General features: G+C 36.5%; 17 protein-coding genes. 14 read left to right on the top strand and 3 right to left on the bottom strand.

What is annotated here, in order from left to right:
• The first annotated feature begins 24 nt into the window (after positions 1-24).
• Entirely contained in the window at positions 25-504 is a 480-nt protein-coding gene (locus CN326_RS07605; protein ID WP_098307906.1) for a hypothetical protein, read from the top strand.
• Between the two features lie 80 nt (positions 505-584).
• On the opposite strand, the gene CN326_RS07600 is transcribed toward CN326_RS07605, so the two are convergent.
• A complete protein-coding gene (locus CN326_RS07600) occupies positions 585-1,235 on the bottom strand; it encodes a GTP pyrophosphokinase (protein WP_098307905.1) in 651 nt (216 codons plus the stop codon).
• Positions 1,236-1,716: 481 nt separating this feature from the next.
• Between CN326_RS07600 and rpmG the strand changes: the two genes are divergently transcribed.
• The 4 genes from rpmG (at position 1,717) to CN326_RS07575 (ending at position 4,879) form a co-directional block, all read left to right on the top strand.
• Positions 1,717-1,866 carry a 50S ribosomal protein L33 gene (gene rpmG, locus CN326_RS07595; protein ID WP_001265619.1) on the top strand — a complete coding sequence of 50 codons (150 nt, stop codon included), beginning with the start codon at positions 1,717-1,719 and terminating at the stop codon, positions 1,864-1,866.
• Positions 1,867-2,141: 275 nt separating this feature from the next.
• On the top strand, positions 2,142-2,765 hold the full coding sequence (locus CN326_RS25015; RefSeq protein ID WP_098307904.1) for a hypothetical protein: 624 nt from the start codon (positions 2,142-2,144) through the stop codon (positions 2,763-2,765).
• A gap of 404 nt (positions 2,766-3,169) precedes the next feature.
• Positions 3,170-3,883, top strand: a complete 714-nt coding sequence (gene sigK / locus CN326_RS07580) for an RNA polymerase sporulation sigma factor SigK (RefSeq protein ID WP_098307902.1) — start codon at positions 3,170-3,172, stop codon at positions 3,881-3,883.
• 216 nt (positions 3,884-4,099) lie between these two features.
• Positions 4,100-4,879, top strand: coding sequence for a phosphatidylserine decarboxylase (locus tag CN326_RS07575; RefSeq protein ID WP_098307900.1), 780 nt, complete (start codon positions 4,100-4,102; stop codon positions 4,877-4,879).
• A gap of 206 nt (positions 4,880-5,085) precedes the next feature.
• Here CN326_RS07575 and sda read toward each other — a convergent pair whose 3' ends face one another.
• A complete protein-coding gene (gene sda / locus CN326_RS07570; RefSeq protein ID WP_141524996.1) occupies positions 5,086-5,241 on the bottom strand; it encodes a sporulation histidine kinase inhibitor Sda in 156 nt (51 codons plus the stop codon).
• Positions 5,242-5,639: 398 nt separating this feature from the next.
• On the opposite strand from sda, the gene CN326_RS07565 reads away from it, so the two are divergent.
• The 8 genes from CN326_RS07565 to CN326_RS07530 all read left to right on the top strand — a co-directional run bounded on the left by CN326_RS07565 (position 5,640) and on the right by CN326_RS07530 (position 10,777).
• Positions 5,640-6,152 (top strand): YqeG family HAD IIIA-type phosphatase, encoded by a 513-nt coding sequence (locus CN326_RS07565; RefSeq protein WP_098307898.1) that lies wholly within the window; start codon positions 5,640-5,642, stop codon positions 6,150-6,152.
• Positions 6,153-6,155: 3 nt separating this feature from the next.
• A complete protein-coding gene (yqeH, locus tag CN326_RS07560) occupies positions 6,156-7,262 on the top strand; it encodes a ribosome biogenesis GTPase YqeH (protein ID WP_098307896.1) in 1,107 nt (368 codons plus the stop codon).
• Between the two features lie 14 nt (positions 7,263-7,276).
• On the top strand, positions 7,277-8,110 hold the full coding sequence (gene aroE, locus CN326_RS07555) for a shikimate dehydrogenase (RefSeq protein WP_098307894.1): 834 nt from the start codon (positions 7,277-7,279) through the stop codon (positions 8,108-8,110).
• Between the two features lie 4 nt (positions 8,111-8,114).
• Positions 8,115-8,414: a ribosome assembly RNA-binding protein YhbY gene (yhbY, locus tag CN326_RS07550; RefSeq protein ID WP_098307893.1), complete on the top strand. Its 300-nt coding sequence runs from the start codon at positions 8,115-8,117 to the stop codon at positions 8,412-8,414.
• Positions 8,415-8,549: 135 nt separating this feature from the next.
• Positions 8,550-9,119 (top strand): nicotinate-nucleotide adenylyltransferase, encoded by a 570-nt coding sequence (locus CN326_RS07545; RefSeq protein WP_098307892.1) that lies wholly within the window; start codon positions 8,550-8,552, stop codon positions 9,117-9,119.
• Positions 9,109-9,678, top strand: a complete 570-nt coding sequence (gene yqeK, locus CN326_RS07540; RefSeq protein WP_141524995.1) for a bis(5'-nucleosyl)-tetraphosphatase (symmetrical) YqeK — start codon at positions 9,109-9,111, stop codon at positions 9,676-9,678. Before CN326_RS07545 ends, yqeK begins: the two co-directional genes overlap by 11 nt.
• Positions 9,675-10,031, top strand: coding sequence for a ribosome silencing factor (gene rsfS / locus CN326_RS07535; protein ID WP_098307888.1), 357 nt, complete (start codon positions 9,675-9,677; stop codon positions 10,029-10,031). Before yqeK ends, rsfS begins: the two co-directional genes overlap by 4 nt.
• Positions 10,028-10,777 (top strand): class I SAM-dependent DNA methyltransferase, encoded by a 750-nt coding sequence (locus CN326_RS07530; RefSeq protein WP_098307886.1) that lies wholly within the window; start codon positions 10,028-10,030, stop codon positions 10,775-10,777. Before rsfS ends, CN326_RS07530 begins: the two co-directional genes overlap by 4 nt.
• Before the next feature lie 106 nt (positions 10,778-10,883).
• Here the strand turns inward: CN326_RS07530 and comER are convergent, their stop codons facing one another.
• Positions 10,884-11,708, bottom strand: a complete 825-nt coding sequence (gene comER, locus CN326_RS07525; RefSeq protein ID WP_098307884.1) for a late competence protein ComER — start codon at positions 11,706-11,708, stop codon at positions 10,884-10,886.
• A gap of 79 nt (positions 11,709-11,787) precedes the next feature.
• On the opposite strand from comER, the gene CN326_RS07520 reads away from it, so the two are divergent.
• Positions 11,788-12,384, top strand: coding sequence for a helix-hairpin-helix domain-containing protein (locus tag CN326_RS07520; protein WP_098307882.1), 597 nt, complete (start codon positions 11,788-11,790; stop codon positions 12,382-12,384).
• The last annotated feature ends 6 nt before the right edge of the window (positions 12,385-12,390 follow it).

Below are 12,390 nucleotides of genomic sequence, written 5' to 3'. Positions count from 1 at the left end.
TTTTTGATTTTGGAGGGGGCATATATGAAACGAATTCTAAAGAGATTAGGGATTTTAGGCATAATAAGTTTTCAATTATGTGGATGTAGCTCACAAGAAAAAGTACAAAAAGACATAATAAAAAAAGAAGAAACGATTCATAAAGAAGAGAAAAATAAAAAGATGACAAAGCCTATACCGGAGGAAGAACAACAAGCAATTAAAAAGTTAATAGATTCCTATATTCAAACAATAAATGAGAAAAACTTTGAGGGGCATATGGCACTTTTTTCAACGAAGTCATTAGGATTAGAGGATACAAAAGCCCAAAAAGAAGCAGAATTTAAAAATAAGAATAAAAAAATCGAATTATTGGATTTTAGTGTAAGGAATTTTGAAGGAGAGTATGCTGTAGTAGAAACAAAAGAGAAAGAAGAATCTGCTGAAAAGAAAGTTCGTTACACCGTAGGAAAAGAAAATGGTGTATGGAAGATAGAAGAGGTACGTGTGATTGAAGAAGGATAAAGTGAAACTTCCATCAGTAGGGGTCCTACTGCCCGTTAATGCGGGATAAAAAAGAAGTTCTCTAAAATCGAGAACTCCTTTTACACAGGTAATAAAATGCGCTCTGAACACGATTCAATATCATCAATATCTTGACGGATAGATGCCATCTTATTGTCAAGTTCTTCAGCTTTCATAGCGGCATCATGTAATTCCTGCTTTAAATATTCAGGGATATTTCCTTCATATTTATAATACATTTTATGTTCTAAACTTGCCCAGAAATCCATTGCTAACGTACGTAATTGAATCTCTGCAAAAACATCTTGTGTTCCTGAATTTAATGCTAATGGATACTTAATAATCATATGGAGACTTTTATAGCCATTTGGTTTTGGCATTGCAATATAATCTTTAACTTCTATGATTTCCATATCTGTTCGTTTTTCTATCAAATTTTTTAAATAGTAAATATCTTCCACAAAACAACATGTAATTCGAATACCAATAATATCGAATAAATGATGTTGGGCGTTTTCGACAGTTGGTCCTAAGTTTTTTCGTTCTAGCTTTTTAATAATACTTTTTGGTTGTTTTAATCGTGTTTTTATATGTTCAAACGGGTTATAGTCTTCTAGAAACTGAGCTTCCCGGTTCATAATTTCAAATTTTGTTTTGAGTTCTTCAAGAGCAAATGTATAAGGTAATACAAATGCTTTCCAATAATCAACTGTTGATTGGTTATATTCCATTATATACACACCTTTTTCTTATTTGGAAGGTAAGGTTGCTTAAACTAAATACCAAATCATATACGCACATGCTGCGAATGATGAGATCATAAAGCGATAGCGTGTTTTCATTAGGCTGTCCTCCTTCACACATAGTGTTTGTTATAACTATGTACATTTTCTATACTAATTGATTGATGTGAATTCCGTATGAACAAATTGTTTCAGTTATTTGTCTTTTTTATATCGTTGAATTCGAGGTATTTTTTGCGTTCTTTGTATAAGTTTCTGTATGATTGCAGTTTTAATGATTGTAATGGGAAAAAATGATGAAACTATAATTCGATTATATCGATAGTATATATCGAAGAATGAATCAGTTCTTCAAATAAGGAGAACCGTTTTTTTATAGAATTGACAAAGTGAATTACAAAGTTTATGATATAAATCGTAATGATTACGTTTTGTTTCAAAGAATGAATTTTCTAGGAGGTGTAAACTTATGCGTGTAAATATTACATTAGCTTGTACAGAATGCGGTGATCGCAATTATATTACAAAGAAAAATAAACGAAACAATCCAGAGCGTATTGAACTAAAAAAATATTGTCCGCGATTAAAGCGAGTAACATTACATCGTGAAACGAAGTAAACGGCTAGAAATTCTAGTCGTTTTTTGTTATTTGTAAAGGGAATAGGGAGGGGAATACAGTGATATCGTGTGTGATGATATAAATGAATCTATAGTTATATAAAGACAAAAAATAGATAATTTGTACTCTCGATAACAACGTGCTGTGTCAATCTAATATGAAGCTGAGATACATACGGAGGTTTGCTAGAAAAAACGTGGACAAGGATACAAGCAAAAGGAGTTTTATTTCATATATTTATAGTATATTTCAATAGAAAGGAGTTTATTTATTCTTGCCCCCAAAAGATCAAAAATTTTTCCATCCGTATGAGTCTCCGGTTCCGATTGCAGGAGCTCAAAGACCACAAAAATTACACGTATTTACAACAGGACCTATATTGAGAAATCCCAATACTGAGATTGTGGTTGTTACGCTTTTGAATGAGGATTTCTACGAATCCAAAACGGTCACTGTGTCCGTGTTAGATTGGCAAAATACGTGGAATCCTACAGAGTTTGCTAAGGCTGGATTTCTAGCCGGACAAGCTATCAATCCGTCTTTATCGACACAAGGGGTTCAACCGCAGCAAACTAATATCGTTCCTCCTAACAATGTCCAATCGATTTTTACACCTCTTACATTTACGATTCCGCCACGCAGTCTTTTTACGATTCACGCATCTCCACCACAATCTGCACATCTGCCAAGTCCTTGCTACGAAGTGATTGTTACTTTTTCGTCTAATTTTACTCACCCACCTGCTCATATCAGACGTGTCATCGTCAATACATTTGGGACTAATGCTGCGGGTGTGCCGCAAGAGGGAAATACCGTCTTGCATAATCAGTTGATACCTAGTCCTATAACTTCACCTGTTCCTTTCTCTCCAATAGCTCCTCCACCTCCTGTCCTATAAGGATTAGAAACAAAATCTAGGGTTAGGAGATTCGGCACGAATAGCAGCATAAATTTCAATCATTTTTATCCCGCTATTCGTGGGCAGTAAGACCCCCACCTCAAGATTCAGAGAAGAGTGAAGAAGATAGGTGGGGGATAACTGCTGGCATGCGCCCGATTGGGCAGGCTTTCCATCAGTGGGGGATGAAGAAAACCCCCACTGATGGAAGTTTCACTTTATGCCAACATCAATCCCCTTCAATAAGTAATTTGGATGGGACTCTAAATGTATGATAAAAAAGGTTTTGATTTGATAACGGACTTTAAAAAAGACAAGAATTGATATTTGCGTTGTACAGACACAAACAACCACTCGCCCACATACATATAGGAAAGACCACTATTTTTGCGGAGGTGAAGAGGTTGAGTCTGTTCGCCGCAATTGGATATATGATTCGCGAAGTTTTTATTTTCGTATCGTATGTCAAAAATAACGCATTTCCACAGCCGTTGTCGCCTGATGAGGAGAGAAGGTACTTAGAGCTTATGGAGCAAGGAGATGCGCACGCAAGAAATCTCCTCATCGAACATAATTTACGTCTTGTGGCACATATTGTGAAGAAATTTGAAAATACAGGAGAAGATGCAGAAGATTTAATTTCCATCGGTACGATTGGTTTAATTAAAGCGATCGAAAGCTATTCGCAAGGAAAGGGAACAAAATTGGCAACGTATGCTGCTCGATGTATTGAAAATGAAATTTTAATGCACTTACGCGTATTAAAGAAAACAAAAAAAGATGTTTCTCTTCATGATCCAATCGGGCAAGATAAGGAAGGGAATGAAATTTCTTTAATAGATATTTTAAAGTCAGAATCAGAAGATGTGATTGACACCATTCAACTGAGTATGGAACTTGAGAAAATTAAAGAGTATATCGATATATTAGATGAACGGGAAAAAGAAGTAATTGTAAACCGATTTGGTCTTGGCATGGAGAAAGAGAAAACGCAGCGGGAGATTGCGAAAGCACTTGGTATATCGCGGAGCTATGTATCGCGTATTGAGAAGAGGGCATTAATGAAGATGTTTCATGAATTTGTTCGTGCAGAAAAAGAGAAGAAGGGGAAATCTTAAAGATGGAAAGTGCCTGATTTTATTCGAAAGCAGGCACTTTTCTTTTTGGATAAAATGAAACTCCTTTGATAAATCTATGTTCACGGTTGAAAATGATGGGTTCTATCTGTAATATTAAAAGGTGCTAATAATTTATGATATAGAAACAAAAATAGGAAAAACTACATGTAATAGTCTTATTAGAAAATTATATATCATAGTAGGGGGTTTCGCAGTTTGCGACGTACGTTATATCGATTATTGATTGAACTTACAAACGGTCGTTTTACGTCCTATGTATTGCGTAAATTTGCGCAGTCGCGTTTAAGCTCGATTATTATTCCGTCTTATGCGAAAGTATTTCAAATTAGGCAAGATGAGATGGAGAAGGATTTAAAAGAGTACGGAACGCTGCATGAATTATTTACGCGTAAATTAAAACAGGGAAAACGAGCAATTGATACAGAAGTATCCAGCGTTGTGAGTCCGGTTGATGGTGTTTTTGCAGATCACGGTCCTATTGATCAGGCAAAAATGTTTGAGATTAAAGGAAAACAATATTCTATTGTAGATATGCTTGGTACGGAAGAACGAGCAGCACGCTATGCGGGTGGTACATATATGGTTATTTATTTAAGTCCAAGCCATTATCACCGTATTCATAGCCCGCTTTCAGGTGCAGTGACAGAACGTTTTGTACTTGGAAGGAAATCCTATCCTGTTAATGCAGCAGGTATGAAATATGGAAAAGATACGTTATCCAAAAACTATCGCTCTGTAACTGAAATAGAGAGTGAGGGGGCGCGGTTAGCTCTTGTTAAAGTAGGCGCAATGTTTGTTAATAGTATTGAACTGTTGCATGAGAGAGAAGTTATTCAAAAAGGTGAAGAGATGGCTTACTTTACATTTGGCTCTACAGTCGTTCTATTATTTGAAAAAGATATGATTGAAGTAGTTCAATCATTAACTAGTGGGCAAGAGGTTCGTGTTGGTGAAAAAGTCGCAACTCGATTATAAAAGAAGCAGCTTTTATATAGCTCGTTTCACTTTATAATAAAAGAGCCGTCTTATAGATGGCTCTTTTTACAAGTGAAGCAGTATCTGTTTTGCACTGACTGGGCAGTAAAGCTCTAACCTTAATATATAGAGCTTATTAAGGCGATCCGGTCAACTAATCATAAGCGGGTAATAGTCCACCTATGGAAGTTTCACTGTATATGTATTTAAGACGATTTCAAAAGCTTGTCCTCTAGTGAGCGTCTAATGATTTCTTGTTTAATAAGTAAAATGAAGTCGGGATTTAATTTTAATTCTTTTGCTTTATAATAAGACTCAGTGAGTAATTCAGTAGATAACTTTTCCATATGTTTCGCCGTCAAGGCGGTTCACCTCCTGCGAAAAAGGTAAGTTTGTCTCATTTAATGTACCAAAATTTGTCTTATATCACAATCTGTTGGTTATCCACATGCTATCGTGGATAAGATGTGTAATAATTGTTGGTAATTTTAGAATTAACTGAAACTTCAATGTGGAAATTGTGTACAAGTTTATCCACAGGTACGCAATCGAAAAATGCTGTCGAAAAATTTTATCCAACTTTAACGGACAGCAGCCGTTAGAAGATTTATCCTGCTACTAACGGGCAGTAGCAGTGGAAGTTACGAGAAGAATAACTTCCTGTAAGAGCCCGATAAGTTCAACTAACCCTTTTTGAGAGAAAATCGCTCTCAAAAAGAGAAGTTGAACTTTACAAAACCCCTCAAAGAGGTGAAAGAGATTGAGTTTATTTTTACCGAATGAATACGTGAAAAACGTGTATCATATTCAACCTGAAGAATTGGAAAATCGAGGTATAAAAGGGATTATTACTGATTTAGATAATACCTTGATTGAATGGGATCGTCCGAATGCGACGCCGCAATTAGAAGAGTGGTTTGCAAAAATGAAAGAACACGGCATTCAAGTGACAGTTGTTTCGAATAATAACGAACAACGTGTAAAAGATTTTGCTGATCCACTTGGTATTCCGTTTATTCATAGTGCACGTAAGCCGCTTGTTCGTGCTTTTAAACGAGCGCTAACGAAAATGAATCTGCGTGCTGAAGAAGTAGTTGTAATTGGAGATCAATTATTAACGGATGTGCTTGGAGGTAATCGTGTTGGACTGCACACGATTTTAGTTGTTCCAGTTGCACAAACAGATGGGTTTATGACTCGTTTTAACCGGAAAATTGAGCGTAGAATTATGCGTAATATGAAGAAAAAAGGTTTAATTAATTGGGAGGAATAAAGCTTGAATGAGACGTTTAAATGTATTGGATGCGGTGTTGCAATCCAAACAGAAAATAAAAATGAAATTGGTTATGCACCAACTTCTTCGTTAGAGAAAGAACATATCATTTGTCAGCGTTGTTTTCGTTTAAAGCATTACAATGAAATTCAAGATGTGTCATTAACAGATGATGATTTTTTACGCATTTTAAATGGAATTGGACAATCTGATGCGTTAGTTGTTAAAATTGTTGATGTTTTTGATTTTAGCGGAAGCTGGCTACCTGGTTTACACCGTTTTGTTGGAAATAATAAAGTACTTCTTGTCGGCAATAAAGCGGATTTAATTCCAAAATCAGTGAAACCGGAAAAGCTAACACATTGGATGCGCTATAGTGCAAAACAACTTGGGTTAAAGCCAGAAGATGTTTTCTTAATTAGTGCAGCGAAAGGTCAAGGTATTGATGAGCTCGCAAGCGCAATTGAACAATATCGTGATGGAAAAGATGTTTATGTTGTTGGATGTACAAACGTTGGGAAATCAACGTTTATTAACCGTATCATTAAAGAGTTTAGTGAGGAAACGGAAAATGTTATTACGACATCACATTTCCCTGGTACAACGCTGGATTTAATCGATATTCCATTAGATGAAACTTCATCTTTATATGATACACCAGGTATTATTAATCATCATCAAATGGCGCATTACGTTGGAAAGCAAAGCTTGAAAATAATTACTCCAACAAAAGAAATTAAGCCGATGGTATTTCAACTTAATGAAGAACAAACGTTATTCTTTGGTGGATTAGCACGATTTGATTATATAAGCGGTGGTCGTCGTTCATTTACTTGTCATTTATCCAATCGTCTTACAATTCATCGCACGAAGCTTGAAAAAGCAGATGCATTGTATGAAAAACATGTTGGAGAACTATTAAATCCACCAACACCAGAAGAACTTGAGAACATGCCAGAGCTTGTAAAATATGAGTTTACAATTCGTGAACCGAAAACCGATGTTGTATTTTCAGGTTTAGGATGGGTAACAGTGAATGAAGCTGGCGCAAAAATTGCAGCGCATGTACCAAAAGGAGTTAGTGTTTCATTACGTAAATCTTTAATCTAAAGTGGTGAGGACTTGTGAAACAATTATATGGTGTAATTGGAAATCCAATTGGACATTCCTTATCACCGCTTATGCATAATGATGCGTTTACATATTTAGAGATGGATGCACATTATCATGCTTTTCTCGTTCAGGAGAGTGAATTAGGCGAAGCGGTGAAAGGATTGAAGGCACTTGGAGTTATTGGATTTAATGTGACAACGCCGCACAAGGTTTCGATTATGCAGCATTTAGACGAAATTGACCCGTTAGCAGAACAAATCGGTGCGGTAAATACAGTGCTTCATAAAGAAGGAAAATTAATTGGTTATAATACAGATGGAATAGGGTATGTTCGTTCATTGCAATCTATTAGTAAAGAGCCATTAACGAACAAACGTATTTTACTGCTTGGAGCTGGTGGAGCGTGTCGTGCGATTTATTATTCACTTGCAGCCGCTGGTGTGAAAGAGATTGACATTGCGAATCGTACAGTAGAGAAAGCAGCGCAGCTTATTACAGATTGTAGAAGTGAAGTTATGTCTTTGGCGCTTTCCTTAGAAGAAGCAACAGACAAACAAGCACTGTACGATATTATTATCCATACAACGACAGTAGGTATGCACCCGCATGTAGAAGATACACCACTACGCATTCGTGATTTAAAAAAAGGAAGCATTGTGTCTGATATTATTTATAATCCATTTGAAACGAAATTGTTGCAAGATGCGAAGGCGCATGGAGCAATTGTGCAAAATGGCATTGATATGTTTGTATTTCAAGGGGCGCTTGCATTTGAAATTTGGACGGGTCGCTTACCTGATATAGAACGAATGAAACAAATAGTAATGAAAAAGCTTGGAGGCTAAATACATGTTAACAGGAAAACAAAAAAGATTTTTACGTGCTGAGGCACATCACTTAACACCAATTTTTCAAGTTGGTAAAGGTGGAGTAAATGAAAATATGATAAAGCAAATTGCAGAAGCGCTAGAAGTGCGCGAGCTAATGAAAATTAGTGTACTGCAAAACTGTGAATTTGATCGTCATGAAGTAGCAGAAGAGCTTTCGGAAGGTGCAAAAGCAGAGCTTGTACAGGTAATCGGAAACACAATCGTCTTATATAAAGAATCAAAAGAAAATAAACGTATTGTGTTACCAAAAACAAAGTAACGATCTCAGGAAATTTTATTCCAATCACAGTTCGTTGAACCAATCGGGTTTTTATAGGTATCTTGCTTCTTTAACGCATTAGAAGTTTTGGGCGAGATCTATTGCCTGTAAGAACAAGGTAAAGGGGCGTTTTCTTTGAAGAGAATCGGGATTATTGGCGGGACATTTGACCCGCCTCATAATGGACATTTGTTAATTGCAAATGAAGTGTATGATGCATTGCAACTTGATGAGGTCTGGTTTCTACCGAATCAAATCCCCCCTCATAAACGAGATAGGGAAGTTACAAGTGTACGTAATCGTTTAGAAATGATCCATTTAGCAATCGAACAAGAAATGCACTTCTCTGTTTGTTTAGCAGAGCTTGAACGAGAAGGCCCATCTTACACGTATGACACTATGTTACAATTGACAAAGGAGCATCCAGACGTACAATTCCATTTTATTATTGGCGGGGATATGGTCGAATACTTACCAAAATGGTATAACATCGATGAATTATTGAAGCTCGTTACGTTTGTCGGCGTTGCTCGTCCTGGTTATACACTTTCTACTCCTTATAAAATTGTAAAGGTGGAGATTCCAGAATTCGCTGTTTCTTCATCACTTTTACGTGAACGTTTTACAAAGAAGAAGACATGCAAATACTTGCTTCCAAAAGAGGTACAGGAATACATTGAGAGGAATGGGTTATATGGATCGTAAGCGAGCACTTGAAATTGTGAAACAACAAATGCATGAAAAGCGTTATATCCATACAATTGGTGTTATGGAAACGGCCATTGAACTCGCAAAGCAATATGGTGTTGACGAGAAAAAGGCCGAGATGGCAGCGATTTTTCATGATTATGCAAAGTGTAGACCGATTTCGGAGATGGAAGAAATTATTAAACGAGAAAATTTACCAAAAGACTTGTTGCATTATAATAAAGAATTATGGCATGCACCAGTTGGGGCATATTTAGTAGAAAAAGAAGTCGGTATTACAGATGCTGACATATTACAAGCTATTACGTATCATACGAGTGGGCATGAACAAATGACAATGCTTGATAAAGTGATTTACGTGGCGGATTATATTGAACCCGGCCGTAAGTTTCCAGGCGTTAAAGAAGCACGGAAGCTGGCGCGAGAAGATATTAATCAAGCGTTATTATATGCTTTAAAGCATACAGTACAATTTTTAATGGAAAAGAACCAAACGATTTATCCATTAACATTTCAAACGTATAATGCAGTCATTAAGGAGGACTTTACGAAATGAAAGATAGAGAATTGTTAGTATTGGCAGCACGAGCAGCTGACGATAAAAGAGCAGAAGATATTGTTGTTTTAAATATGCAAGGGATTTCCCCGCTTGCGGATTATTTTGTGATTTGCCATGGTAACTCTGATAAACAAGTACAAGCAATCGCTCGTGAAATTAAAGGACAAGCACATGAAGTACACATTGATGTAAAGCGCATGGAAGGTTTTGAAGAAGCGCGTTGGGTGTTAGTTGACCTTGGGGATGTTGTTGTACACGTATTCCATAAAGATGAGCGTGATTACTATAACTTAGAACGTCTTTGGGGCGATGTACCGCGCGAAGATATCGCAGAAGAGTTAGGTCAATGAGATACGAACAATTTGCATTATTGTATGATGAGCTAATGAATGATGTCCCGTATGAAAAATGGATGGAATTTACGGAACAAAGCTTAGAACAAATTGGTAAAACAGATGCGAAAATTCTTGATGTAGCTTGCGGAACGGGGAATGTCACATTGCCCCTTGTGAAAAAAGGATATGATGTAACGGGAGTAGACCTATCAGAAGAAATGTTAACAATCGCTCAGCAAAAGCTATGTGAAGAAGGTCACTTTATTCCTTTTTATCAACAGGATATGCGCGAGTTGGATGTTCCAGGTGAGTTTGACTGCGTGACGATTTTTTGTGATTCGTTAAATTATGTATTGCAAGGGGAAGGCGTTCAAGAAACGTTTCGACGTGTCTATCATCATTTGCATCAAGATGGTTTATTTTTATTTGATGTTCACTCTCTTTATAAAATTCATCACGTATTTCAAAATGAAACGTATACAGTTAATGAAGAAGAAATTTCTCTCATTTGGAACTGCTTCCCTGGTGAAGAAACAAACAGCGTTGAGCATGATTTAACATTTTTTGTACGAGATGAAGAGGAGGATGTGTATCATCGATTTGATGAGTTGCATATGCAGCGTACATATCCTGTTGAAGAATTGACAAAATGGCTTGAAGAAGCTGGTTTTACTGTTCTTCGCGTAACGGGAGACTTCGAAAGAACTGAAGTAACAGAACAAACAGAGCGTATTTTCTTTGTCGCTAAAAAGAATTCATAGTAAAAAAGCAACCGTATGAATGGTTGCTTTTTTACTTATAAAGGTAGACCGCAAAAAAATAAAGCATTTATGAAGGAATATAGTAGTTTTTGTCGTAAGAGATATATTAATGCTTATTAAATTGCTGTTCCACGTGCTCAACATCCTCCTCATACTTCTCATGTGTTCGTTTTAACACCTTGTTAAACATATCTCCAATATGTTCTTCTAAAACGCGAATCCCTTCTCCTGTTATACCGCCTTTTACGCACACTTTCTCCTGCAAAGTCGGCAAGGTGAAAATTTGTTTTTCTAACAGTTTTCCCATCCCAATAATCATTTCGCTCGTTAAAATAGTAGCTTCTTCACGTGTAATATTTGTTTCATCTACAGAGGCGTCGATAAAGCGTTGTAATAAATAGCTGAAAAATGCCGGACCGCAGCTTACGATATCAGATGCCACTCTTGTGATATTCTCTTCAATGATAATAGGCTTAGAGATTTTTTGAAACAATTCCAATAACAGTGTTTGCCATTCTTGTGAGCATTTTTTTCCGAATGTGCATAAGGAGACACCAGCTAATGCGCGATTTGTAATACTCGGGATAATACGAGCAACATGGCAGGATACGATCGTTTCTAATTGTACGGTAGATATAGGGCTTGTAATGGAAACTAGACATTTGTCATTTGTAAGAATAGAAGCATGCTTTGTCAAAATAGGATATATATCGAATGGTTTTACACAAATAAAAATCAGCTCAGAGCGTTCAATTACTTCTTGAATTGTTTTTGCTATATGAATAGAAGGATACTTCTCTTTTATATGATATGCTTTTGCGAAAGTACGATTAATGATAGTAAGACACGAAGGTTTGACAGCCCGGGCTTCGATACATGCATCAATGAGTATATTCCCCATATTCCCTGTTCCTATTATTCCTATGTTCAATGTTTCATCCCCTCCTTCGTAACATCTTTCTCCTAAACAATATGAAGTTTATTTTGAATTTATGAATTAGAGGTGCAAAATGATGATGAATTTGCAAAGAAAGTGGCTCGTTTTGTTTGCAGCAATTGGTATTGTCGGTATTTTATTTGTATGGCAAACAAAAGGTTGGCAAGAACAACCGGCAGTGAAAGTGGAAGCGAATTCTAAGATAGAAGAGAGGAAGGAGAAAACAAAGGTAACAGACTCTAAACTGCCGAAACCGATTGTAGTTGATGTTAAAGGAGCTGTGCATCGTGAAGGGGTGTATGAATTACAAATTGGAGATCGGGTGAAAGATAGTGTTGAAAAGGCAGGCGGATTTTTGCCAGAAGCAGATGTAACAAAGGTAAATTTAGCGCAGCTTGTGCAAGATCAAATGATGATTTATGTACCAAAAAAAGGAGAACAAACTGCTACTGTGAATGAATTTTCCTTGCAGGAAGGGAAAATACAAATTAATACAGCGACAAAGGAGCAACTTGAAAAAATATCTGGCATTGGTCCTAGAAAAGCAGAAAATATTATGAAATATCGCGAGCAGCACGGTCCGTTTCAAAAAGTAGAAGATTTATTGGAGGTTGATGGGATTGGTGAAAAATCGCTGGAAAAAATAAAAGATGAAATAATTGTTCCTTAAATGATT

The sequence above is a fragment of the Bacillus sp. AFS018417 genome (genome assembly GCF_002560985.1).
GTDB lineage: Bacteria > Bacillota > Bacilli > Bacillales > Bacillaceae_G > Bacillus_A > Bacillus_A rhizoplanae.
This window is presented reverse-complemented; position numbering and strand designations above follow the sequence as displayed.

What these genes read in the sequence shown, in the direction of transcription:
- CN326_RS07605 (WP_098307906.1), top strand. Translation starts at nt 25, where the DNA reads ATGAAACGAATTCTAAAGAGATTAGGGATTTTAGGCATAATAAGTTTT.
- CN326_RS07600 (WP_098307905.1), bottom strand. Translation starts at nt 1,235, where the DNA reads ATGGAATATAACCAATCAACAGTTGATTATTGGAAAGCATTTGTATTA.
- rpmG (WP_001265619.1), top strand. Translation starts at nt 1,717, where the DNA reads ATGCGTGTAAATATTACATTAGCTTGTACAGAATGCGGTGATCGCAAT.
- yhbY (WP_098307893.1), top strand. Translation starts at nt 8,115, where the DNA reads ATGTTAACAGGAAAACAAAAAAGATTTTTACGTGCTGAGGCACATCAC.
- yqeK (WP_141524995.1), top strand. Translation starts at nt 9,109, where the DNA reads ATGGATCGTAAGCGAGCACTTGAAATTGTGAAACAACAAATGCATGAA.
- rsfS (WP_098307888.1), top strand. Translation starts at nt 9,675, where the DNA reads ATGAAAGATAGAGAATTGTTAGTATTGGCAGCACGAGCAGCTGACGAT.
- CN326_RS07530 (WP_098307886.1), top strand. Translation starts at nt 10,028, where the DNA reads ATGAGATACGAACAATTTGCATTATTGTATGATGAGCTAATGAATGAT.
- CN326_RS07520 (WP_098307882.1), top strand. Translation starts at nt 11,788, where the DNA reads ATGATGATGAATTTGCAAAGAAAGTGGCTCGTTTTGTTTGCAGCAATT.